The sequence below is a fragment of the Bacillus sp. PS95 genome (assembly GCF_037963565.1).
Classification (GTDB): Bacteria; Bacillota; Bacilli; order Bacillales; family Bacillaceae; genus Bacillus; species Bacillus subtilis.
In genome coordinates this window covers 519,886-543,457 of the sequence record NZ_CP150160.1, presented here as the reverse complement: position 1 = coordinate 543,457, position 23,572 = coordinate 519,886, and the positions used below count along the sequence as shown (strand labels likewise).

Below are 23,572 nucleotides of genomic sequence, written 5' to 3'. Positions count from 1 at the left end.
CTTAAGGTGTTTACGGCTTTAAAACCAACATTGTATAATGATAGTCATTCTTAAAAATCGAGGTGATCATAACATGTTTTTAGCTCCACTATTTGAAAATGATGTTCCAGTAGCACTTCTCCGCCCTTAATGGAGTAAAGTGACTACTTCTCTCCGTTAGGGCATTTTTTGACCTAATTTTAAATACGGAGGGAACAAAAAAAATGAAAAATACCCTGTTAGGTTCTATATATTTAGCTTTAGCCGCTAGTATCTGGGGTGGCATGTATGTTGTGGTTAAGGTTGTTGTCGCAGTGATTCCGCCTTTTGAATTGGTTTGGATCAGGTATGTCATCGCCATCCTTGCGCTTCTTATTGTTGGTTTAATAAGGAAACAATCTTGGAAAATTCATAAGCGCGATCTTTTATTAATTGTGGCCATTGGAATTGTTGGCAACACCATTTCAATTGTTACACAAGAATATGGAACGATGTTGTCTTCAGCACAAATGGGAGCAATTATTACGTCCTCCACACCAGCGTTCATGGTTATTTTTGCTCGTCTATTACTTAAAGAACCATTGAATATAAAAAAAGGAACTTCAATAATTTTAGCAACCACAGGCGTATTATTTATAGTTGGAAACGGACATATTGATACCTCTAATCAGCTTGGCGGTATTTCTCTGCTTGTTGCAGCCCTTACATGGGCACTGATGTCAGTGCTTATCAAACGCGTGCCATGCAGTTATTCACCAATACTTGTTACAACATATTCAACTTTTGTTGCCATTGTGGCGCTAACTCCTTTTGTAAAACCTAGCACCATTTTTACATCACAACTGCTTGACCCTAAAATTCTAGGTGGTCTTTTGTATTTGGGAATTGTTTCAACCGCTTGTGCTTTTTTATTGTGGAACCGCGGCTTACAATTATTAAATGCCTCAAGTGGAGGCCTCTTTTTCTTTTTTCAGCCTCTGGTTGGAACCTTACTCGGATGGATTCTGCTTGGAGAACAAATAGGCGGGACATTTTGGATAGGTTCGTTTTTAATTCTTAGCGGTGTTTTATTAGTCATTAAAGAGTAAGAAAAAGAAGTGAATTCATAACAAAAAAAGCAAACTATTTTATATAGTTTGCTTTTCAATTAACCTTGTTCTTTCCCCTTTACTTCTTTATGTTCTGGTCTTCATTTATAATCTCTCCTTTCTTTATTTTTCTTTTCACCTCAATACCCATTTGAAGGTCCTCAATTTCCATGGTAATAATGCCAATCTCGGTGGCTAAATGTTTATCAACAAACCTTTTTCTGTTCGCAAGATAAGTGAAAATGCATCATTAAGTAAGTGGGCCGTTATCCATATCAAATCGGTAAAGAAATTAGAACTTAATCATGTGCTTTTATTATTTTTAGCTGACATTTCACAAATATCGTTCCTTCTTATTTCTACTCAAATCATTTCTGTGATGTCATTGAGCCAATGAAAAACTGATCACACGGATCAATTGACCTTTTCCTGATTGGAAATCCGACACGTTCCCTATTGTTTTTGCTTGATCTGTTTTTCCAAAAAAGTTATTGACATCAAAAATTCGATCATGTTATTATTAAAATTTTGATATTACACCTCCATATATGGTAATCTTAAGAAGGTTACCATATATGGAGGTGGATGATATGTTTCAAATTGGCGATAACATTGTTTATCCAATGCACGGAGCAGGTATAATTGAAGCCATAGAAGAAAAAGAATTCTTAGAGGAAAAACAACAGTATTATGTCATAAGAATGTCAATCAGTAATATGACAGTTATGATTCCAACGCGTAAAATATTGAGTTCGAATATACGACCAGTTACCGATATACTTGCATTAAAACACATTATGCACATTTTTCAGCATGGAGAATCAGATAGGTTACTGCCATGGAAGCAAAGGTATAAAATAAACACGGACAAAATAAAAACAGGTGAAATACAAGAAGGCGCTGAAGTTGTACGTGATTTAATGCGTATGAAGAAAGAAAAAGCACTTAATGCAAGCGAAAAAAAAATGCTGGATAATGCATATGAATTTTTGATTAGTGAACTGGAAGTAATTAAAGGAATCACTGAAAAACAAATAAAAAGTTTTGGTTAGATACATCCCAAAAAATATTTCGGAATATTATGATGAAAAGCAAATCTTCTCCAACTTATGTTTAGAACATTAACGACCTCTTTTGTTATTCCTACATTCTAATCCATTTTTATTATTTACATTTCTTCTGCGAAGATTGAAGTTTTACCAAAAAACTCAATAAAATAGTCACTTGTTATTAGTATCCTGATTCACACTGGCACGGACAAGGAGCCGTAAGGATGGAAGAGAGGTAGGGCTTTCATTGTTTTAGGTATCTCTAAGTGATTATTTCCAGGAGAAAAAAACAATCGATCTCCTCATTATTTTTAAGAATTTCTTATATCCACTGCCACATTGAATAATAATTGTTTATCTTCTTCTCATAAAAGAGATATGCGAGTTGATAACATTTAGATGAAACCATTTTTATAATTCATCTAATCTTACTTAAATGAACGAACAGGTTAGTGAAAAAAAGAGTTATCTATGCTTGAACAAAAAATTAAATATTTTATATACATTCCGCATATTGTCAATCCAGTATGTTATACTGTAAACAAACCTTTGAAGTTTTAAATCTTTTTCTATTACCTTGTAGCATCTCCCTACTCGAACGTTGAGTAGGGTTTTTTATTGAGTATGATATAGACATAAAAAAACAGGCCCTATATAAAGAGCCTGTTTGTATAAACGATTGAAGATTAAGCTTTTTGAACGTTAGCAGCTTGAGCTCCACGAGCACCTTGCTCAACGTCAAACGATACTTTTTGACCTTCGTCTAAAGATTTGAATCCGTCACTTTGGATTGCAGAAAAGTGTACGAATACATCGTCTCCATTTTCGCGTTCGATAAAGCCAAAACCTTTTTCTGCATTAAACCATTTAACTGTACCTTGTTCCATTTTTGTTGCCTCCTAGTGTGTAACCACACAGTATATACTATCCTTGCCCAAAGTATCATCAAGACGAAAAGTCAATCTTCATACTATCCTTTACACCGAACAAAAATAATTCTTCTTTATTATATCAGGAATCGGAAATAACTGCAAATTATATTTACGATTTATTCATGGCATTATTTGTTAAACATGTGTATACCAGCGCAGAATAAGAGGCCTATTAAAAACTATGGTTTGAAAACACCGTGAAAAATGAATCACGAGTTGTCTTCAAACCTTTTTCTTTGCTTAATAGTACTTAGCTCAGCTGTTTCTTGTTCAAGAGCAAGATAATCTTTTAAAAGCAGGGCTGTTCACTTGTAAAACTTTGTTTCTGCAGATGTTTCCAAACAGTCACTCATGGATATACCCATTACTTCATTCCTTTTTTCCTCAAACAATCAATGTTCACGGTCAAATAAATCGATCCCCATGGGGGAGCATTGAGAGAGTTTGACCCAATAAAGTGCTGGGTATAATCTTCATACGCCTTTTGTATACCGGCTGACTCTGCTAATAATAAACTAGAAATCAGTTTATTATTTCCAATAATTTCACAGATGAATGGGAAGAATACTTATCATATATGAGGTGTATCACGTTGGGCCTTCAAAGGCTATAAAACGTTTTCTACACTTAGAAGATCACCAGGGAAGGGGAAACTTTTGAATATGAAAGAACAAAACCTAAGGACTTTGAGAAAACTGGTTACACCTTATGAAAAGTCCGATTTACACAAAAGCATTTGTCAAATCATTAACACATTGGTGCCATTTTTCCTATTATGGTGTTTGGCATATAAAAGCTTGTCGATTTCTTATTTCCTTACATTAGCGATTTCTGTTGTTGCGGCAGGTTTTTTAGTGAGAACCTTCATCATCTTTCATGATTGCTGCCACTATTCCTTTTTTAAAAACAGAAAGGCGAATCGAATCCTTGGAACATTAACAGGAATTCTGACTCTGCATCCTTTTGATCATTGGGCACACGACCATTCTGTCCATCATGCGACAAGCAGCAATCTGGACAAACGCGGTACAGGCGATATTTGGGTACTGACGGTTGAGGAATATAAGGAAGCCTCAACTAAGACAAAAATAATGTACCGATTGTACAGAAATCCGTTTGTTATGTTTATTATTGGGCCGATTTACGTCTTCGGGATTGCCAATCGTTTTAATCGAAAAGGGGCAAAACGCAAAGAACGGATGAATACGTATGTAACGAACCTGGGGATCGTCGCTTTGGCAGCACTTTTATGTTGGGCTATTGGCTGGCAAAACTTCCTGCTGGTTCAGGTGCCGATTTTTATGATATCGGGCTCTCTCGGAATTTGGATGTTTTATATTCAGCATACGTTTGAGGATTCTTATTTTGAAGAAGATGAGAATTGGGAATATGTAAAAGCAGCAGTTGAAGGAAGCTCTTTTTATAAACTTCCAAAAGTCATGCAGTGGCTAACAGGCAATATCGGTTTTCATCATGTTCATCATTTAAGCCCGAGAGTCCCAAACTATAAGCTTGAAAAAGTGCATAACAACACTGAACCATTGCAAAACGTTCCGACCATTACACTGGCAACAAGCCTTAAGTCGTTAAAGTTCCGCCTATGGGATGAAGAAGGCAAAAAATTTGTTGGTTTTAGCCACTTAAAAAAAGCTTCTAAAAGCCAAGTATCGGCGCGGCTAACAACGGATTAAAATAAACTCCCCATAATCGCAGAATAAAAGTGCAGACTCGCGCAACGATGTTGTGCAGAGGTCAGCACTTTTTTAGTGGACTCCACAATGCGATACATTTGTTGCCGTATTTTCCGCAAAAGAATAACGCCAAAGATGGTTAAACCCTTTGTATTATTGGGGGTGCGGCCGAGAGAACTTGAACCTTTACGGGTTATTCACCCCACTGGGCCCTCAACATGGTAAATTCATATCACTGGTTATGAAAGCTTATTTTCATTACATTTTACATCATCTCTAACTGTTTGTATGAATTGTGGTTAATAATTGGCGAGCAAAAAACCCCCATACTTTCCCACATCTCCAAATCTCATTATAAAATGATTTCATATTCGTTCCCTCTCCTAAAACAATTAAAACTACAGAGACACTATCTTTCTCGGTAATTGAATTCACAAAAAATCTTTTTTATATCGAACGGCTAGATAGATTGCTGAAGCGAAGAATGCAATAGAATACTTAAATAAGAAGAAAACTTGCCACATATATTCTTTTGGGAAAAGCAAGTCGCAAAAAATTAGTGCACATAACGTACAGAGGCTACCTTTTAAAGCGATTTGGTTTGTTCTTTCATCAGTCTTACCCATTTTTTTAGTAAATACGAATGTCAGAATCAATCCGACTACAAGCAATACAAACCCACTGCCAATAAGAATATTCCAATTTCCCGGAGAATGTTCAGCCCAGGACTTTAAAGGAGAAAAAATTGCGTTAGTGATCGTATCTGTGATCGAATTCATTTTCATTTTTGATCATTTCCTTTCTCATAAGTAAAAATCTCGTTTACATCCACATTAAAAAATTCGGCAATTCGAAAAGCTAACAGCAGAGTCGGAACATAATTTCCTTTCTCCATTACAAAGATGGTTTGTTTGGAAACCCCGACTTTCTTTGCTAATTCTTGCTGAGACAATCTGGCAAGTACACGATATTCATAAACCTTATTTGAGATCGAATCACCAAAATCTTTCTTCATGACCATCACCTCTTGAACCAAATTATAAATCCACCTTATATAAAAGTAAAGTAAACTTATACAAAAATATAAAATACTTTTATGTTTACTTAGATTACTTTGATTTAATCATGGACCAGAATGCAGAAAGAACCTGACGAAATTCATGATTCCGTCAGGGTTCACTTATCGATCTGTTGTAATTTGTGGTTCTTGGCGGTACATTTTATGATATTCAGTGATGCAACAGGTGATCAATTTCCAAAAACAACAGTAAACGGTTCTGGTGGTGCAAACCGAACAATATTTCTTGGTTATCACTCTGAAGGGTAGACAATTTTAAAAATAAGCACAAAAAATACCAAAGGTCTACAACCCTTGGTATATTGATGCGGCCGAAAGGACTTGAACCTTCACGGGTTATTCACCCACTAGGCCCTCAACCTAGTAAAATTATATCTTCATTTACAAAAGCCTTTATTTATAGCACTTAGTTATATCATTCACACTGATTTTTACGTCTTATCATGAATTCTGGGCATAAATTGGTCAGTGTTTTTTTTCATTATTGCATTTCCCTCGTAGCTACCTATATATTGGTAGTAAGATTAAAACTTTATAATCATGTCTTTGTTTTTAAATCAAAGACGAGTTTTATAGGAGGAGTTTTTTTTTGGAGAAAATGTTATTCGATGCAGTGAAAACCCTAACAGGAAATGATAATTTTCTGGCGCTGGCTGTGATTCTTTTTTTTGTTATTGTAATGTGGCTTAGCCGACAAGTTAAAACAATATATGATAAAAACAAAGAAAACACAAAAAATGATAGAGAAAAAAGTAATGCGATATTTTCTGAAATACTTAATAAACATAACCTTGTTAGCTCAAAAGAAATAAGCTCTCATGATTTCTTACTTTATGTAGAAACACAATTACCCTTAATAGATCCCAAAATATATTTCAAAATAAATGACATTATAAACTCAAATGACGATAGTGATCAGAAAATAAGCGATATTAAAAAAGAAGTTAAAAGGGCTGTTCGACTTATGAAAACCCATGAAAATTCATCGTATGACGAGAGCATTTCAGAAACAATAGGTCGTGTTTTCTTAATGTTGAAAGATATTTTTACACCTATACTTATATCAGTAATTTCAGTGGTTTACATTGTATCTATGTTGATTCTTTTATTTTCAGACCACCCCTTTTGGTATGAAGTGAAACTAATTGCTCTCTTATTTGGCATATTTTTATTTATAACTAACATGGACGATATAGTTGAACAAAGATGGAATCTAATTAGTAAAAAATCTGTTTTCATTTTGGCTATAGTTTATTTTCTTTTGATATCCTTTTTTATTATCCCGCCCAAATATTCGGCCTTATTAACCGTTGATATGATTGTTTTAATAATCGGAATAGGCACTCTTGTATTTAAAAGAATTAAAGAAACTTACAATAATAACATTAGTCAATAAATAAACATTTTTTGTGCGAATGTCGATAAAATACAAAACTAATGGCGGAGAGTGAATTAATGAATATTTTTTTAGATACAAATGTATTTTATAACGATCCCTTCTTAACAAAAGGAAAGAAGACTATACTCCTTAGATTGGCTAAACACGACGATGTTACATTGTTTATTAACGAAACGGTTTTACAGGAGATTTTGAGAAATCATAAAAAATATTTAGACCATGAAATAATCAAGTTAAACGAAGCCGTTCAAAAGATCAAACAATTTTTGAATATAAAACGGGATAAGATTGATATAGAAGTCAAGAGTGAAGTTTTATTAGAAGACTTAGAAAAATATTTTTCGGATTTAGAAGAAGAGGAACAATTAGAAGTAATCCCTTATGATCCCGATGTACTCTCACATATTGTTGAAGTTGATGCAAATGAAAGACCTCCGTTTGTAAAAAAACATGAACTAATAGATAATAAAGGCACAAAGAGGACATATAGCGAGAAAGAAATTAGAGATGCAATTATTTGGTACTCTTATAAAATATATATCGAAAAAAATTCTCTAAACGATTGTTATTTCATCTCAAATAATACAACTGATTTTGGAGCTTCAGGAGCTAGAAAAACACCTCCAGAAAAGCCATATACTATTCATCCCGATATAAGTAAAAATGTTAATATAATCGCTTATAAAACTGTACATGATTTTTTAGCTCATAATGAAGTTGCAATTAAAGATTTTTTCAAAGAAGAACATTTAAGACTACTAATAGACGATTTATCTGATCAAATTAAAGAAGAACTAAATCATGGACTTGTTAAAGATATAATCGAATCTGAATTAATCGAAGAGATATACGGTGCTACTCTGAATCATCTTTCTGATCTGTCTCCAGAAGATGTTCATGATGACTACTTTATGGGTGGTTATATTTCCCCTTCACACCCTCAATTAGTCGATGTTCGTTTTCAGGATATAGACATTTATGGAGATACTATAGCAATAAGCGCGGATATTGATATTGAAACCGAAATAGATGTTTATCTATATAATCCAGTCCATGATGGAAGGGAAGATAAATTTCAATTTCACTCTACAGATACAGTAAAAGTAGAGGCAGGTATTGTCTTTCTTTTGTCAATAGACAGTGAAAAAGAGTTGGAGGCAGAATCATTCTGTTTTAAAGATTATATAAAAGATACCAAGCCTTCAAATTTAAATATTGAATTTTTTCAGCTCTCTAATATTGACCATATTTCAATGTTTAGGGATGATGAAGAAGATTACGATTCTCAAGCAAGTGAATATCCTTTTTAAATGATATTTGAATAAAAGAAAGATGTATGATCATATTTGTAATCATACATCTTTCTAGTTTATTATTTTACTTATGCTCCAACCCTGTCTGAAGCTATATTTATATCCCCTTTACCAAAGTTAAAATCACCTTGTAAATGGGTTACTGAAAATATACTACCTAATATTACTGCTGCCAATAGAATCCGGCTGATTTTCATCAATAATCTCCCCTTTTTTAATTTTTCGCCTTGCTTCAATACTCATACGATAATATTCATTAGAGAGCATTAAATTTCCTTGTTCATGAAAATAATCAGCGACTTCAATCGAAAAATTTTCAACATCTGCAAACATTTTTCTCGAAGCCAGATATGAAAATGCATTCTTTATTAATTGAGTCTCACCATCAGAAAAAAATAATCCCTCTAATATTTTGAATTTCGCTGAGTATTCCTTATCATCACTTTTCTCGGCAATAAATCGCCCTTTCCTAAAGTATATCAAAGCAACATCATAATTTTGTTGTTTTGCTTCAACATAGGTTAAAGTAAATAAAGTCTTTGTTAGGAAACTATGTTTTGATTTTTCAAAAATTTCTAACGCCAAGATTAAATGTTGTGAAGCCTTTTTATATTCCTTCAATTCATCATAACAAATTCCAATATTCATGTGTGACATAGCAATTAAATGATCTATGTTACTTTCCTTGGCAATCTCTAAAGAATTCAAAAATTGTTCCAAGGCTCTTTCATATTCTAAAGAATCGATCAGGTTTCCTGCTACAATAAATTGACAACGCACAGTTTGGACAGCGTATTCTTCATACTCTCTAAATATTTTGAGTGCGCGATTTGCATAATTCATGGAGAAATACGTTTGTTTCATATAATAATACACATAAGACACTTTGAAAAAAAACTCTGCTTTTTCTATTTCGTCCTCAACTTCCGACAACTTTGATTCTGCTATTCGATAGGCGCTTATCGCCGTAGTCAATTCTTTACGCCTAAATTCATACATACCTTTAAAAAAATAATAATAGTATTCCAGCATTCCGGTTAATTGCCCTTGCTCTTCAATCTCTTTTATAGTCTCATAAGCACTGTTCAGATCATCTATTTCCTTTGATTCCATATAACTCAACATTATCTCATGCCTAAATTCCAATAGCTGATAATATAACAATGCATCTTGGTTCTCTTCCATGTTTAGTAATTCTTTCTCTACTTCTGTTTTTATAATCTCTGCTTTTTCAACTTGATCATTTTTTATTGATGTATACCATTCATTTAACTTTTTTGTAACTAAGTCGTACGGAATTTTATCTTTATCTAAGAAAACACTCCGCAAGAAAATTCCCCCATCCTTACATAAATTGTTCAAATATTTACATTAATTGTATTATGTCAGAACACCCTTTACTTTACAAAGATGAATTGCAAAAAGGTACATTATAACTACTCCTTTGCGTTTTTTTGAGGTTATACCAATACTTTTGCGACTCGACGCCAACATCACGGCAATCCTTTCATAGACACAAAAAAAGAGAAGGAAATACATGGCTTACTTCTCATTGTGGAGTAAGAGAGGTAATCAAATGGTTCATCTCGAAATTGTAAGTTGTGCCAAAACAACACGCCCAAATGAATATTGACCGAAAGGATAAGATTGGAGGGAATAGAAAATGGATGTAAGGACACTTTTGTTACAACAATGGGCAAGCTGCTTAGATAAAGAAGACTGGTTTCCACCACTTGAAAAAGTATTAGAGAATATTTCTTTGGAACAGGCAATTTGGAAACCAGTTGAGGGGGCACATTCCATTTGGGAATTAGTTTGTCATTTACTTTTCTATGAAAAGAGAATTCTGTTACGCTTTCTTGGTGAAACAGCAAATGAACCAAAGGCAGAAAATAATGACGCTACATATCGATTACCAACTGAGACCTTTCAAAATTGGAAGGAAACAAAACAAGAATACTTTTCTGTTCATCGTGAACTTGAAAAAATACTAGCAAAATCAGAACTAGAAGATTTGTATAGACCGATTCCTGATGACAATCCATTAGTGCTTGAACTGAAGAGTTTAGCAATGCACAACGCATATCATATTGGGCAAATTGTATTCCTCAGTAAAATGCAAGGAGTCTGGGCAAGGAAACGCAGCTTTTAAAAATGCTTCATTAGCTTTACAGTTATTCCATTATCAGCGAATTTGTTGAATGTACTCATTAACAAAGGGCATTGATCCAAGAAGGATTATGCCTCCTATTTGTTTAAGTTTTTTTGAACCCTGAAGGATCTGCATTCTAAAAACACATTAAAGCTGAACTAACGCCTTTTGCGCTTTCCCTTCGAAGCTGAGAAGTAAACACATGGTTAATACTCCTCTAACTTAGTTTCTTTACCTTTTGCTTCTTCATAGTCTGGTGTTTTCCTTGATAAGCCGAGTCGATCATTTTCATCGTTCATTGGCATACCATCCATCTCTTGATACTTTTCGCCGACTTTCTCATTAATAGGATACGATGTCGGTTCACGAACAGCATCTTTCAGAGGGTAAAACACAAATTGAATATATTTGCCTCTGACATAAACTCGAATAAGTGCATTGTCTCGTTTATATACGGGGTCACTGTCATCTTGTTTTTCTTTATATTGATTACATCATCTAGACAATTTAAAAATAAGCACAAAAAAATACCAAAGGTCAACTACCCTTGGTATTATTGGGATGCGGCCGAGAGGACTTGAACCTCCACGGGTTATTCACCCACTAGGCCCTCAACCTAGCGCGTCTGCCATTCCGCCACGACCGCGTGATCATTAAATTGTGTTTGTGCTGGTTTAGTAGGCTCTTAACCTAGTAAAACCGATTTGCGTGCACTTTGTAAATAAAGTGCGGGTGAAGGGACTCGAACCCCCACGTCGTAAGACACTAGATCCTAAGTCTAGCGCGTCTGCCAATTCCGCCACACCCGCAAAAAGACAAATGGTGAGCCATGAAGGACTCGAACCTTCGACCCTCTGATTAAAAGTCAGATGCTCTACCAACTGAGCTAATGGCTCTTACTATTAGATTTCAAAAAATAAAAATGGCTGGGCTAGCTGGATTCGAACCAACGCATGACGGAGTCAAAGTCCGTTGCCTTACCGCTTGGCTATAGCCCAACGAAATGGAATGACCCGTACGGGATTCGAACCCGTGTTACCGCCGTGAAAGGGCGGTGTCTTAACCGCTTGACCAACGGGCCGATGGTTGAGAACTTATATCGAAATCTTATGGCGGAGAAGGAGGGATTTGAACCCTCGCGCCGCTTACGCGACCTACACCCTTAGCAGGGGCGCCTCTTCAGCCACTTGAGTACTTCTCCAATATGGCTCCACAGGCAGGATTCGAACCTGCGACCGATCGGTTAACAGCCGATAGCTCTACCACTGAGCTACTGTGGAATAATGAGACAAGACTTATTATATCAGCCTTGATTTACAGTGTCAAGAGGTAAATGTTTTTATTTATCTCTCGTAACGACTTTTATAATGTAACATAGGCTTGCCATATTCGTCAACCTTTTTCACGAAAAAATTCTTTTTATTTTCCCGCGGCATTTTCCGCACCTGTATCTGTCAGGGTTCATGGCGCGCTTCTTTATATACTGTTGGCCGCAGGCCGTACAGATATACATATAAGTTTTTTTGTTTTCCGCTTTTTTCTTAAGGGGTGTACAGAACCTCGGCGCGTTGACTTGCTGCAAAAGCATTCTAAAATCTCTGTCTCTGTGCTTGTACCCTTTTCCTTCAAGATGAAGATGATAATGGCAGAGCTCGTGCTTGATGATGCCGATCAGTTCCTCCCTGCCGTGTTCAATCAGATATTTTCTGTTCAATTCAATGTTATGAGAGGTTAACAGGTACCTGCCGCCAGTGGTTTTAAGCCTGTCATTAAAAAGCGCCTGATGGCGGAACGGCTTTTTAAAATATGTTTTAGAAATATCCTCTGTCAGCTTTTGAAGCTCTATATTATCCATAGTGCACCTCACTTAAAAAACATTGAACGGGACAATTCACCGTTCGCATACAATATGGTAATCACCGTCCCTCTTATGATAAAAGCTGAGGAGGAATGAGCTTATGCCAAATTGGCTTAAAAAGCAGATGCAAAAAGCGTTCCTTGAAAAAGATAATTACCAAATTAAACTGCTGAATCAATGCTGGTATTTCTATAGGAAAAAACACTGCTCGTAAGCAGTGCTTTTATTTTACCATAGACAGCGATACTCTGCCTTTTTGTACATCTACGCCGTCAACCCAAACTGTCACGATATCGCCCACAGATACGACATCAAGAGGATGCTTGACGAATTGATTGCTCAGTTTTGAGATATGCACAAGCCCGTCTTGTTTGACTCCAATATCAACAAACGCTCCGAAGTCCACTACATTGCGCACGGTGCCCTGCAGTTCCATTCCCTCTTTCAAATCTTCCAGCTGAAGGACGTCTGTTTTCAGCAAAGGCTTAGGCACCTCATCGCGCGGATCGCGTTCCGGCCTTGTCAGCTGTTCACAAATGTCTTTCAGAGTGATTTCGCCGATTTCCAGCTCTTTTGCCGTTTCAGAAAGCGCCAGCTGATTGATTTTGTCCTTCAATTCCGCCGTGCCGATATGTTCTGTTGAAAGTCCGAGTTTTTTCAAAAGCGCTTTTGTTTCTTTATAGCTTTCCGGGTGAATGCCTGTTCTATCCAAAGGCTCTGTCCCTTCCTGCACTCTTAAGAAACCGATACATTGTTCATAGGTTTTCGCACCGAGCCTTGGGATGTCCTTCAGTTCTTTTCGATTTGAAAATTTTCCGATTTCCTCGCGTTTTTTGACAACGTTGCCTGCTACAGACTTCGATAATCCAGCTACATATTGAAGCAGCGCGGCGGAGGCTGTATTGACGTTTACTCCCACCTGGTTTACGACCGTTTCGACGACAAACCGCAGAGATTCATTTAAGCGTTTTTGGCTGACGTCATGCTGATACTGTCCGACACCAACAGACTTCGGATCGATTTTAACGAGCTCCGCGAGCGGGTCTTGAAGTCTTCGCGCAATAGACACGGCACTGCGCTCTTCAACCTTAAGGTCAGGGAATTCTTCTCGGGCCAGCTCTGAAGCCGAATAGACGCTTGCACCCGCTTCATTGACGATCACATAATAAATTTTGCGCGGCATGTCTTTCAGTACATTGACGATGAATTGTTCTGTTTCTCTGGATGCTGTGCCGTTTCCGATCGCCACCATCTCGACTTGATACTGCTCAAGAATCTTTTTCACTTTTTCATGGGCTTCTTTTGTTTTGTTGACTGGCGCATGCGGATAGATCACATCAATTTTCAAGACTTTTCCAGTCTCATCTGACACAGCGAGCTTACAGCCGGTTCGAAAGGCTGGGTCAACACCGAGAACGGTTTTGCCTTTCATCGGCGGCTGCAAAAGAAGTTTTCTCAAGTTCTCTGAGAAAATATGAATCGCCTGTTCATCAGCTTTTTCTGAGAGCTCTTTCCTGATTTCACGCTCGATTGCCGGCTGGATCAGCCTTTTATAGCTGTCTTCAATTGTCTCCTGCAAAATCTCTTTTACGGATGTTGAGCGATTTTTAATGATTTGTTTTTCTAAATACGCCTTAATGTGATCCGCAGGTGGTTCGATTGACACCTTTAAAATATCTTCTTTTTCGCCGCGGTTCATTGCCAGCACCCTATGCGGAACGACTTTTGCAATTGGCTCTTCATACTCGTAATACATTTCATACACATTTTTCTCATCGGTGTCTGCCGACTTTCCGGCTGCGGACTTAATGGTTCCTCTTTTGAAGGTTTCCTGGCGAATCCACTTTCTGAATGTCGGCTCGTCTGAAATTTGTTCCGCAATAATGTGCTTGGCGCCTTCAATCGCTTCTTCTCGTGTGAACACTTCTTTTTCTTCGCTGATGTATTGGTCTGCAGTTGCTGCCAGACGATCATCTTGGGGAAGTGTCAGGATATAGTCGGCAAGCGGCTCAAGGCCTTTGCTTTTGGCGACTGTCGCCTTTGTTTTACGCTTTTGCTTATAAGGGCGGTAAAGGTCTTCCACTTCCTGAAGCTTCACCGATTGCTCGATTTTACGTTTTAGATCATCTGTCAGTTTATCCTGCTCTGCAATCAGCCTGATGACTTCTTCTTTTCGCTGATTCAGGTTTTGTATGTATTGCCAGCGTTCAGAAATCGTCTGAATCTGAACCTCATCCATTGAACCCGTCTGCTCTTTTCGATACCGGGCAATAAACGGGACTGTATTGCCGTCCTCAAGCAGGCGGATGACACTTTCAACGTGTTTTTGTGATAAACCTATTTCTTTCGCAATTTGCTGTTTTAAAAGGGCTGACGTTTCCATGTAACCAAAGCCTCCAATTTTGTCGTTCTTTCTCTAGTGTATCAAAAACCGAAAAAAACACATAAAAAAAAGAAGCCGGTATTTCAGCTTCTTCTTGTTCTTATTCTCTTAGGACAGCTGTCCGAGAATATAGGTCAAGTCATCTTTTCTCGATGTCGTATACATTTTCAGCGAATTCGATATTTCTTCTACCGATTGGCCTTTTTTCAAATGGGAGCGGATATCAGGTACGTTGAGTCCATCTGTATGTATAATGAACTTTGAACCCTTTTCATAGGTGGCGGTGTGCGTTTTGTATTTTTGCGGCTTGCCTGATAAATAGCCCGAAATCGGCAGAGGATAAAAGCTTTCACCAGACGGGGAATGCAGAATAAACCGTACATTTCCGACAGAGCAGTACGTAAACTGCCTTTGCTCAAAATTGATTTTCAGGATAGATGCTGTAGCGCCTCTTTTGTTTTTCATCGCCTGATTACAGCGTTCGATAATGCTTTCTACGTCTTCACTCGCATAGTTTTCCACTAAGTCTTTGATGGCTGCAGAGGATTCGTTAGCAAGTGATCCACTTCCCAGTCCGTCAGCAACCGCGCAAATTAACTCCTTATCATCAGCTTTCATAAAAAAGCTGTCACCGCAAATCGATTTCCCTTCTTTATTCAGTTGATATACTAGAGTTTGAATATGCTCGTTTTCTTCAACCTGGATCATTACATTAACTCCATCGAGGGATCTTCAATCAAGGCCTCTCTGAGCTTCTTCACAGCTTTGCGTTGCAAGCGCGAGACGTGCATTTGAGATATACCGAGAATGTCCCCAGTTTCTTTTTGGCTTTTGTTTTGAATATACGTAAGGTCTATGATTTGTTTTTCACGATCTGAAAGGACATGAAGCACGCTTTGCAGCATCAATTGCTGGTTGACCCGCTCATATCCGTCCTCCTGTGATCCGACGATATCAAGAATCGTGACGGTGCTTCCGTCCGAATCCGCTTCAATGCTGTGGTCAACGGATAAGGCTTGATAGCTTTTGCCCATTTCCATCGTTTCAAGAACCTCTTCTTCAGAAACATCGAGGAATTCGGCAATCTCTTCGACTTTCGGCGATCTTTGTGTTTCAGTGGTCAGCTGATCAACCGCCATTTTGATTCTTGGACCCAGTTCTTTAATTCGTCTCGGCACATGAACGCTCCATGTTTTATCTCTGAGGAAACGTTTAATTTCACCGATGATTGTCGGAATTGCAAAAGCTTCAAACGATTTGCCGACAACAGGATCGTATCGCTTAATCGCGCCTAGCAGCCCGATCATGCCGACCTGGCGGAGATCCTCGTGGAAGCTTTTGCCTTTTGAATATTTTTTCGCAAGCATGTCAACCAGATTTGTATACACCCGCACAAGCGTTTCCTGCGCCTGTTCATCTTGCTTTGTTTGGTAATCGCTTATGAGCCGATCGACTTCATCTTTAGTTAGTTTCGTAGTTTTTGATGGTTGTGTCATGATCAACTCGCTCCCCATTTAAATACTTTGTCATCGCTACGGTGACGCCGGAGTGGTTTTGCACTCTGACTTCATCCATGAGCGTTTCCATTAAATATAGACCGAGCCCTCCTTCTGATAATTGATCAACTGTGTGCGAAGGTGTGTACGGCCCTAAATCCTGCTGCTTTTGATCAAAGTCAAAGCTGTCTCCTTCATCCGCCACAATAACCTCTAAACGGTCTTCAAACACACCGAATCGTATTGACACTTCCCCATTTTTATCTTCTTTGTAAGCGTGCTGAACCGCATTTGTGCACGCCTCACTGACTGCGATTTTCAAGTCTTCAATTTCATCGTACGTATAGCCCATTCTGCTTGCGACCCCTGACAGCGTCAGTCTTATAATTCCCACATATTCAGGTTGGGCCGGCACTTTCATTTCGATGTAATCAGCATTATTCTTCATTGCACTCCACCTTCTGACTTTGCAGAAATATCAATGATGTCCTTCAAGCCTGTAATGTCAAACAGTCGGATCAGCCGTTCAGAAAGATTTTCAAGTTTCAGCGAACCGCCTTGTTTTTTCACCATTTTAAAGGTCCCTACAAAAACGCCCAATCCGGTACTGTCCATGTAGCTGACATCTTTCAGGCAAATTCTTAAGTCAGCTCCTTGTTCTGCCAGAGGAACGAGCTTCTCTCTAAGCACCGGTGCTGAGTATACATCAATTTCTCCTGCAATGTTTACATGTATATCATTCTCGTTTTGCTTCACATCAACATTTATATTCATTCGTATCACCTCAAATTTTCCTTCAAATCACTAGTTGCTTTATACCCTCGTCTGACAGACGTTAAACCTTTCTCCGCAAAACAATTAACGTAAAATCATCGTGAAGCTGAAAATCCTGCAATTTGAGGAGGCTGTCATAAATGTTTTTGACCATTTCCTGCGCGGAGGAACACATATGTTCCTCAATGAGCTTCTGCAGATCAGGACGCTCCAAGAAACCGTTTTCCGTTCTGCATTCTGTGACGCCGTCAGAAAATAAAACAATCATATCGCCCTTTTCCAGATGCTGATCGAATTGTTTGTAGTCATAGTCCTGCGAGATGCCGAGAACGAGTCCTTTGGCCTCTAAATCGTAAAACGTGTTGTCTTTTTGAGAATAATAGAATCCCGGTTCATGTCCCGCTGAAGCATATGTAAATTGATGCTTGTCCATATTGTAATTCGCATAAAACATCGTAATAAACATACTGGCATCAACGTTTTGTTCAACAACACGATTCAAATTTTTCAGCACTTGAGAAGGGTGTATGCCCGTTTCCGGCAAAGAGTCCATCGCGTATTTAATCATGGACATGCATAAAGCCGCTGGAATGCCTTTTCCGATCACGTCCGCGATTGCGATATTGATGGATTCCTTGTCTTTGACAAAGTGGTAGTAATCACCGCTCATCTGTTTAGCGGGAACACTGATGGCGCCGATATCCAGCGCTTCCTCCTGAGGAACTTTAGTTCCGAGAAGCGTCTGTTGGACATTTGCCGCGATTTCAATTTCTGATTTGATTTCCTGCTGTATCCCTCTAAGGGTTTGATGCTCCTGATAAGCCATTCCATAGCCAATCATGACTTCAATTAAAAAATCCAGCGAATGAAACACATCTTCCGGGAGACTTGGATACAGCTCCTTCAGCACTTTTCTGTGAATGCTGATGATTTCTTCCGGAGGAATTTGGTGTTCGATTGTTTTTCGGCTGAATTTTTGGGCTTGATATAAAGATGTTTCTGTTAATTCGGCTATATATCGACTAAGCAGCTGATGATACCGCTGCTCAATAACCTCCCTAAAATCCACGTTCTTACCTCCTACCGAAGCCATTTGATGGCTTGTATCTCTGTTCCTTCCCCCGATACGGAATTTAAGCTGAATTCATCCATCAGCCTTTTGACCCCGGGAAGTCCCGCACCAAGTCCTCCAGACGTTGAAAACCCGTCTTCCATGACTTTTCGGATATCAGGAATTCCCGGCCCTTGGTCTTCCGCTATAATTTTCAGGCCTTTTTTTCCTCTGTCTGCGACCTGTTCAATTCCAATCTGCCCTTTGCCGGCATATAAATAAATATTCCTGGCTAATTCTGAAATAGCTGTTGTAATTCTAGCCTGGTCTACCGTGCCGAAACCCAGTTCTTTCGCAACGTTTCGTCCCAGCTGTCTGGCGGCCACAATATCCCATTCTGTCATGATTCTTACACAGGATTGGTCGTTCATTCGCTATTCCCCCAATTCCCGCTTCAATGTCTCAAGCCCCTGCTCTAAGTCGAGCGCAGTTTCGATTTCCTCAAGTGCGATTCCAAGTTCAATCAGCGTCACTGCCACAGCGGGCTGAATGCCGGTCAAGACGACTTTAGCCCCCATTAACTTAGACATTGTAATGACGTCGCCCAGCACTTTCGCGATAAATGAATCAATCATATCCACAGATGTCAGGTCAATGACGACTCCGTTAGCACCTGTTTCGTATATTTTATTTAATAAGTCTTCTTGAAAAGTTAAAGCTGTCTGGTCATCAAGTTCCCATTGAATGGATACTAATAAGCAATTATACAGTTTCAAGATCGGGATTTTCGGATGTCTCAAAATGTTATTCCCCCAATGAAACGATTTTTCGATCCGTCATTTCCAATGCTGTTTGAATTCCTTTTTGCAGGGTATTCTTAGTTATAACTTGGGATAAATCAATCCCCAGGTTGACGATTGTTTGAGCAATTTCCGGACGGATTCCGGCCAGCAGGCATTTTGCTCCGACAAGCCTTACAGCTTCTGATGCCTGAATAATATGATGGGCAACCATCGTATCGACGACAGGGACACCTGTAATGTCAATCAGCACGACTTGGGAACGGTGTTTGACGACGCCATTAAGAAGGTTTTCCATAATTCGTTTCGCGCGTTCGGTATCAATTGTTCCGACAAGAGGCATCACAGTGATATTTTCAAACACCGGGATAAGCGGCGCAGACAGCTCTTGCAGCGCGATTTTTTGCAGGGATACTGTTTTTTCCCATGAGATTGAGTATTGATTAAAAATTTCTGTGTTAATCGGGCTGAAAAAGCGGTCAATCTGCCAGATTAATTCCGTGCTCTCTTGATCTGGCAATCTCTTATCATTCATTTTCGTGTAGAGACGCTTCCAGAATTCAGCAAGCGCAGTAGCCAAAAACTTCATAGACAGTCCGATTTGGACCGCTCGAAGCGCCAGTTCGCTGATTTGGCTTTCAGCAGCGTTTTCGTCCTTAACAGACAGCAGCAGAATGTCGATATATTCTTTAGATATATTTTCATACACTTGGTCAGTCAGCTGATAGGATTCTTGCTCGCTTAATTCTTTTAGTGTGTCAGTCCACAGTTGGAGCAGTTCATTTTGATTTTCGGCAATGAACTGGTATACAGTCTGATTCGACATCAAATTCGCTTACCTCCCAATAAAAAACAACATATTTTTTTCGTTATTTCACTATTATATCGTTTATGTTTTTTGAAAACAAAAAAAGTTGCTCTATTTGAGCAACCTGCAAATATGTCTAAAAATCAATGAGTGCCAAACTGATTTGTAAGGCTTCATCAACCTTATCCATCATTTCATCATCCAGATGAGTAATCTTATCCGTTAACCTTTGCTTGTCAATCGTCCGAATTTGCTCCAGCAAAATAACGGAATCTCTTTCAAAACCGTAGCGTTTTGCATCGATTTCGACGTGGGTTGGTAATTTCGCTTTCTGTATTTGTGCTGTTATGGCTGCAACAATAGCAGTTGGGCTGAAGCGATTTCCGATGTCATTTTGGATCACTAAAACCGGGCGCACCCCGCCTTGCTCTGAGCCAACAACAGGAGATAAATCAGCAAAATAAACATCGCCGCGTTTCACAATCAAATGATTATCCTCCGCTGACTAAGCGCTCAACTGTCGTTTCAGCCTCGCACTCCGCAAAGTGAGCCTCAGAAGAAATATTCAGGTTGATTTTCGCCATTTCCATATAGCCGCGTCTCATCAAATCACGGTTGTGACGAGTTGTTCGTTCGCTGACATACGCTCTCACTGCTTGTGATATCAGTTCGTTTCTGCTTCGTTTCTCCCGCATCGCTACACCATCCAATTCAGCTACTAGGTTTTCGGGCAAGCTGATTTTCATTTCGGTTCTTGCGCTGGATTCAGACAAAAAACATACACCTCCACCAAACTTACGGATACGACTCTTTTATCCATCCAGTGATAATGATACCATTATTCACTCTTCAAGCAAAGCTGTTTTATGAATTCTCCATTTAGGTAAGTTAATTGCTTGTATTTACCTGCAATAAAGGATTTCTTACTTCCATTATACTCCCATTTTCCAAAAACATACGGGGAACACGGGAACTTATTGTACAGGCCACCTCATAGTTAATGGTTTCGAGCCTTCCTGCAATCTCATCCATGGAAATATATTCATCCCCCTGCCGGCCTATTAATGTGACTTTTGTGCCCGGCGGATATTCCTGATCCAGCTCCACCATAAATTGGTCCATGCAAATTCGGCCGGCAATTTTCAAGCGTTTTCCCTTCACAAGGATGTCAGTCCCTTTCAATTTTCGGAGCCAGCCGTCCGCATAGCCTACAGGCACCGTCCCGATCCATGTGTCTTTTTCCGCTGTGTACTCGGCTCCGTAGCTGACGCTCTCGCCTTTTCTGATCAGTTTGACATGCGACAGCGTCGAATGCAGGGTAAATGCCGGACGCAGCTGAAACGGTATCTCGTCCGAAATGTCAGCAGACGGGCGAAGGCCATACATGCCGATGCCGAATCTGACTGCATTAAAAAAGCCTTTTTTCAGCCGGAGTCCGGCGGCGCTGTTCGCGCAGTGGACCATCAGATTCTTTAACGGCAGCGGAGCAATCAGCTCTTTAAAACGCTCAAACTGCATTAAGAAATAGCCTCTTTCTTTTTCATCCGCTGTCGCAAAATGGGTAAATACCCCTTTGCACTTTAAACGAGGGTTGCGGTCAAGAATGGCCATCACGTTCTGAACTTCTTCCTCTGTTTTTACACCAAGCCTGTTCATCCCCGTATCGACCTTCAGATGAAAATGAAGAGAACCTTTTTTTGTGTGGCGGGCTGCCTCCTGAAGCCATTCAACAGAATAACCTGTTAAGGTCACGTCATACTCAGCAGCGATTGCCACATACTCTGGGGGAACCGCGCCAAGCACCAATATAGGCGCCTTCAATCCCTTTTTGCGCAGTGAAATCGCTTCATCCAAAATGGCCACGGCCAAGCATGAAGCACCTGCGTCAAGAGCAGCCTTTGCTGTTTCTGCATCACCATGCCCGTAGGCGTTTGCTTTCACAACTGCCATCAGGTGGACATGTTCACCGATATGTTTTTTCATATTGCTGACATTTTCCTTTATCGCGGACAAGTCAATTTCCGCCCACGTATCTCTGTAAAAAGGTTTTGTGCTCATTACGACACTTCCTAGCTTTTATTCAATATCATTTACATATCATACTAAAATTAAAGGCTAAAGGGAAACGATGTCTAACGAAAAAAAGGCCAAATCATGTTTGGCCTTTGTTGTTATTTCGATGATTGTCCCTGCATGCTTTTCGCTACTGTCACCATTTCCTCTTTAGAAAGATCTTTAGAAGAGAGAAGGTAATCTACACCTTCATATGTCCATGACAATGATGCATCCGACAAGGCGCCGATGGTGTAGCCGAGATTTACCGGTTCGCCGTTCAGCGTAACGGAGGAGGAAGCCTTGGCAATCTGGGCTTTTTCCTGAATTAACGTAAATGACTTTTCTCCTCCGTACGTCATGATGATGCGCTTCCCGTCTTCAGTAGATATATCTTTTTCTTCAAGCAGCTTGACGCCAAGCGGCAGTTCCAGCGGCGTTTTGACCGCGAATGTATCGGAAGGCTTTGCGCTTGTGGCAACATCCATTTGAGAAAGGGTCATATTTTTCTTTTCGTCAAATGATTCTTTATCAAATTGTTTATTAAATTCAAAGCTGCTGAATTCTACTTTGACCATCACTTTCCGGTCAGTATCCATCACTTTGACAGATGACGGGCTCATATCTTTTTTGTTAAATGTGATTTCTTGCGTGGGCAGCATTTTGTTATGCTGATAGTTTGTTTTTGTTTCAAATACGTATTTCTTTTCTTTCGCTGTGAAAACTGCATCCGAATCGTTTTGAACATCCTTTACGAGCGATTCAAACAGATAAACCTGGCTGCTGTTGTTCGGCCAATCGCTTTGAAATCTGAAGCTCTTATTTAAAGACGGCGTGAGAACGAATACTCCGTTTTCATTTCGTAAAATGACTTGGTTTTGGTCCTTTTTCGGATTTTCTAAATAAACCCTGTACAGAGACGGCTTTTTGTGCCAGATTTCCACATTGTATACTTGAGGCTCACTCCCTGTCTCGATGGTCATTTTCGCTTTTGCTTTGTACGAGGTGTATTCTTTCGCCTTTTCATCTAACCCGGCCACAATATCTTGCTGTGTTTTTTGCCCGCAGGCAGAAAGAATAAGAACAGCAAGCAGTCCCGTTAAAAGCAAAACAAAGCTTTTTCTCACCTTTTTCAACCCCTTTTTCTCAATTGATGTAAAAGGAAGAAATCGCTTGTTTGACTTTAACGGTACGCTCGGTACACGTTTAGGCAGAACAGATGCGTACCATAAAAGCCTCAAACAACTTGTCTCCCTTAATGCACTATCAAATATATGAGTGGGGTTTCCCTAATATGCAGACTAGCTTGACAACCTTTCAATCACAACCTGCGCGGCAGCGTATTCTTTTGTATGAGTGATCGATACGTGAACGGCAGCCTGGCTCAGTTTCGTGCAAATGATATAGGGCTTGCCATTTTGGTCTTTCCTAATTTCAATGTCCTGAAAGCTGAGCTGCCTCCCAATGCCGGTGCCAAATGCTTTCGAGAACGCTTCTTTTGCCGCGAATCTGCCCGCGAGAAATTCAATTTTTCTTTTCTCTGAAAGCTCATAGTATTGGTCAAGCTCGCTTCGCGTCAAAATCCGCTCGGCAAACCTTTTCTGGCGCCCAGCCATAGAGGCGATGCGTTTAAGCTCGGTAATGTCCAGCCCAATGCCGTAAATCATGT

Annotated in this window: 26 protein-coding genes, 7 tRNA genes and 1 pseudogene; 7 read left to right on the top strand and 27 right to left on the bottom strand. The window is 39.2% G+C overall.

From position 1 onward, the window contains the following. Positions 1–203 precede the first annotated feature (203 nt). Together NSQ12_RS02870 and NSQ12_RS02865 are read left to right on the top strand one after the other, a co-directional pair. The gene (locus tag NSQ12_RS02870) at positions 204–1,067 is read left to right on the top strand and encodes a DMT family transporter (RefSeq protein WP_339175854.1); all 864 of its coding nucleotides are present in this window, start codon (positions 204–206) and stop codon (positions 1,065–1,067) included. 590 nt (positions 1,068–1,657) lie between these two features. After that, entirely contained in the window at positions 1,658–2,119 is a 462-nt protein-coding gene (locus NSQ12_RS02865) for a CarD family transcriptional regulator (RefSeq protein WP_024572643.1), read from the top strand. A gap of 683 nt (positions 2,120–2,802) precedes the next feature. Here NSQ12_RS02865 and cspC read toward each other — a convergent pair. Beyond that, positions 2,803–3,003: a cold shock protein CspC gene (gene cspC / locus NSQ12_RS02860; RefSeq protein WP_003234247.1), complete on the bottom strand. Its 201-nt coding sequence runs from the start codon at positions 3,001–3,003 to the stop codon at positions 2,803–2,805. 707 nt (positions 3,004–3,710) lie between these two features. Here cspC and NSQ12_RS02855 point away from each other — a divergent pair. After that, on the top strand, positions 3,711–4,739 hold the full coding sequence (locus tag NSQ12_RS02855) for a fatty acid desaturase (RefSeq protein ID WP_339175851.1): 1,029 nt from the start codon (positions 3,711–3,713) through the stop codon (positions 4,737–4,739). A gap of 431 nt (positions 4,740–5,170) precedes the next feature. On the opposite strand, the gene NSQ12_RS02850 is transcribed toward NSQ12_RS02855, so the two are convergent. Continuing rightward, positions 5,171–5,524 carry a hypothetical protein gene (locus tag NSQ12_RS02850; protein ID WP_029317379.1) on the bottom strand — a complete coding sequence of 118 codons (354 nt, stop codon included), beginning with the start codon at positions 5,522–5,524 and terminating at the stop codon, positions 5,171–5,173. Beyond that, positions 5,521–5,754 carry a helix-turn-helix transcriptional regulator gene (locus NSQ12_RS02845; protein ID WP_003240464.1) on the bottom strand — a complete coding sequence of 78 codons (234 nt, stop codon included), beginning with the start codon at positions 5,752–5,754 and terminating at the stop codon, positions 5,521–5,523. Before NSQ12_RS02845 ends, NSQ12_RS02850 begins: the two co-directional genes overlap by 4 nt. Before the next feature lie 652 nt (positions 5,755–6,406). On the opposite strand from NSQ12_RS02845, the gene NSQ12_RS02840 reads away from it, so the two are divergent. Together NSQ12_RS02840 and NSQ12_RS02835 are read left to right on the top strand one after the other, a co-directional pair. Continuing rightward, on the top strand, positions 6,407–7,213 hold the full coding sequence (locus tag NSQ12_RS02840; RefSeq protein WP_277736931.1) for a hypothetical protein: 807 nt from the start codon (positions 6,407–6,409) through the stop codon (positions 7,211–7,213). Between the two features lie 59 nt (positions 7,214–7,272). Next, the gene (locus tag NSQ12_RS02835) at positions 7,273–8,526 is read left to right on the top strand and encodes a PIN domain-containing protein (protein ID WP_339175848.1); all 1,254 of its coding nucleotides are present in this window, start codon (positions 7,273–7,275) and stop codon (positions 8,524–8,526) included. A 156-nt stretch (positions 8,527–8,682) separates the two neighbouring features. Here NSQ12_RS02835 and rapI read toward each other — a convergent pair whose 3' ends face one another. Then, positions 8,683–9,858 carry a response regulator aspartate phosphatase RapI gene (gene rapI, locus NSQ12_RS02830; protein ID WP_339175847.1) on the bottom strand — a complete coding sequence of 392 codons (1,176 nt, stop codon included), beginning with the start codon at positions 9,856–9,858 and terminating at the stop codon, positions 8,683–8,685. A gap of 334 nt (positions 9,859–10,192) precedes the next feature. On the opposite strand from rapI, the gene NSQ12_RS02825 reads away from it, so the two are divergent. Further along, entirely contained in the window at positions 10,193–10,681 is a 489-nt protein-coding gene (locus tag NSQ12_RS02825) for a DinB family protein (protein ID WP_317680274.1), read from the top strand. Between the two features lie 206 nt (positions 10,682–10,887). On the opposite strand, the pseudogene NSQ12_RS02820 reads toward NSQ12_RS02825, so the two are convergent. From NSQ12_RS02820 to NSQ12_RS02780, 9 genes and pseudogenes are all read right to left on the bottom strand, one after another. Continuing rightward, positions 10,888–11,157, bottom strand: a pseudogene (locus tag NSQ12_RS02820) (cystatin-like fold lipoprotein); the annotation flags it as partial. Positions 11,158–11,243: 86 nt separating this feature from the next. Then, positions 11,244–11,327, bottom strand: a tRNA-Leu gene (locus tag NSQ12_RS02815). Positions 11,328–11,408: 81 nt separating this feature from the next. Further along, positions 11,409–11,490, bottom strand: a tRNA-Leu gene (locus NSQ12_RS02810). 11 nt (positions 11,491–11,501) lie between these two features. Then, a tRNA-Lys gene (locus NSQ12_RS02805) sits at positions 11,502–11,577 on the bottom strand. 27 nt (positions 11,578–11,604) lie between these two features. Beyond that, positions 11,605–11,679, bottom strand: a tRNA-Gln gene (locus NSQ12_RS02800). Positions 11,680–11,690: 11 nt separating this feature from the next. Next, positions 11,691–11,762, bottom strand: a tRNA-Glu gene (locus NSQ12_RS02795). Positions 11,763–11,791: 29 nt separating this feature from the next. Beyond that, positions 11,792–11,882: transfer RNA gene (locus NSQ12_RS02790), tRNA-Ser, on the bottom strand. A gap of 4 nt (positions 11,883–11,886) precedes the next feature. Then, positions 11,887–11,961, bottom strand: a tRNA-Asn gene (locus tag NSQ12_RS02785). A gap of 122 nt (positions 11,962–12,083) precedes the next feature. Next, positions 12,084–12,536: a SprT family protein gene (locus tag NSQ12_RS02780; RefSeq protein WP_003234309.1), complete on the bottom strand. Its 453-nt coding sequence runs from the start codon at positions 12,534–12,536 to the stop codon at positions 12,084–12,086. Positions 12,537–12,639: 103 nt separating this feature from the next. On the opposite strand from NSQ12_RS02780, the gene cmpA reads away from it, so the two are divergent. Then, positions 12,640–12,753 carry a cortex morphogenetic protein CmpA gene (cmpA, locus tag NSQ12_RS02775; RefSeq protein ID WP_003225207.1) on the top strand — a complete coding sequence of 38 codons (114 nt, stop codon included), beginning with the start codon at positions 12,640–12,642 and terminating at the stop codon, positions 12,751–12,753. A gap of 9 nt (positions 12,754–12,762) precedes the next feature. Here cmpA and NSQ12_RS02770 read toward each other — a convergent pair whose 3' ends face one another. The 14 genes from NSQ12_RS02770 to acpS form a co-directional block, all read right to left on the bottom strand. After that, on the bottom strand, positions 12,763–14,922 hold the full coding sequence (locus NSQ12_RS02770) for a Tex family protein (RefSeq protein ID WP_003234306.1): 2,160 nt from the start codon (positions 14,920–14,922) through the stop codon (positions 12,763–12,765). Positions 14,923–15,030: 108 nt separating this feature from the next. Further along, positions 15,031–15,630 carry a phosphoserine phosphatase RsbX gene (rsbX, locus tag NSQ12_RS02765; RefSeq protein WP_003246608.1) on the bottom strand — a complete coding sequence of 200 codons (600 nt, stop codon included), beginning with the start codon at positions 15,628–15,630 and terminating at the stop codon, positions 15,031–15,033. Further along, on the bottom strand, positions 15,630–16,418 hold the full coding sequence (gene sigB, locus NSQ12_RS02760; RefSeq protein ID WP_003246715.1) for an RNA polymerase sigma factor SigB: 789 nt from the start codon (positions 16,416–16,418) through the stop codon (positions 15,630–15,632). Before sigB ends, rsbX begins: the two co-directional genes overlap by 1 nt. Further along, a complete protein-coding gene (gene rsbW, locus NSQ12_RS02755) occupies positions 16,384–16,866 on the bottom strand; it encodes an anti-sigma B factor RsbW (RefSeq protein WP_003234299.1) in 483 nt (160 codons plus the stop codon). The genes sigB and rsbW overlap by 35 nt, the downstream gene beginning before the upstream one ends. Then, positions 16,863–17,192: an anti-sigma factor antagonist RsbV gene (gene rsbV, locus NSQ12_RS02750; RefSeq protein WP_080528943.1), complete on the bottom strand. Its 330-nt coding sequence runs from the start codon at positions 17,190–17,192 to the stop codon at positions 16,863–16,865. Before rsbV ends, rsbW begins: the two co-directional genes overlap by 4 nt. Before the next feature lie 61 nt (positions 17,193–17,253). Continuing rightward, positions 17,254–18,261 (bottom strand): phosphoserine phosphatase RsbU, encoded by a 1,008-nt coding sequence (gene rsbU, locus NSQ12_RS02745; RefSeq protein WP_003234295.1) that lies wholly within the window; start codon positions 18,259–18,261, stop codon positions 17,254–17,256. An 11-nt stretch (positions 18,262–18,272) separates the two neighbouring features. Next, positions 18,273–18,674 (bottom strand): serine/threonine-protein kinase RsbT, encoded by a 402-nt coding sequence (rsbT, locus tag NSQ12_RS02740; protein WP_017697001.1) that lies wholly within the window; start codon positions 18,672–18,674, stop codon positions 18,273–18,275. A gap of 3 nt (positions 18,675–18,677) precedes the next feature. Beyond that, complete coding sequence (gene rsbS, locus NSQ12_RS02735; protein WP_003225190.1) at positions 18,678–19,043, bottom strand: RsbT antagonist protein RsbS; 366 nt, start codon at positions 19,041–19,043, stop codon at positions 18,678–18,680. 4 nt (positions 19,044–19,047) lie between these two features. Then, positions 19,048–19,872: an RsbT co-antagonist protein RsbRA gene (gene rsbRA, locus NSQ12_RS02730; RefSeq protein WP_009966610.1), complete on the bottom strand. Its 825-nt coding sequence runs from the start codon at positions 19,870–19,872 to the stop codon at positions 19,048–19,050. A 115-nt stretch (positions 19,873–19,987) separates the two neighbouring features. Beyond that, positions 19,988–20,338: a type II toxin-antitoxin system endoribonuclease NdoA gene (gene ndoA / locus NSQ12_RS02725; protein WP_003156187.1), complete on the bottom strand. Its 351-nt coding sequence runs from the start codon at positions 20,336–20,338 to the stop codon at positions 19,988–19,990. Between the two features lie 4 nt (positions 20,339–20,342). Further along, the gene (gene endB / locus NSQ12_RS02720; RefSeq protein ID WP_003225183.1) at positions 20,343–20,624 is read right to left on the bottom strand and encodes a type II toxin-antitoxin system antitoxin EndoAI; all 282 of its coding nucleotides are present in this window, start codon (positions 20,622–20,624) and stop codon (positions 20,343–20,345) included. A 115-nt stretch (positions 20,625–20,739) separates the two neighbouring features. Continuing rightward, a complete protein-coding gene (gene alr, locus NSQ12_RS02715) occupies positions 20,740–21,909 on the bottom strand; it encodes an alanine racemase (protein WP_015252766.1) in 1,170 nt (389 codons plus the stop codon). Between the two features lie 113 nt (positions 21,910–22,022). Beyond that, positions 22,023–23,039, bottom strand: coding sequence for an outer membrane lipoprotein carrier protein LolA (locus tag NSQ12_RS02710; protein ID WP_072557167.1), 1,017 nt, complete (start codon positions 23,037–23,039; stop codon positions 22,023–22,025). 165 nt (positions 23,040–23,204) lie between these two features. Further along, on the bottom strand, positions 23,205–23,570 hold the full coding sequence (gene acpS, locus NSQ12_RS02705) for a holo-ACP synthase (RefSeq protein WP_015252768.1): 366 nt from the start codon (positions 23,568–23,570) through the stop codon (positions 23,205–23,207). Positions 23,571–23,572: the final 2 nt, after the last annotated feature.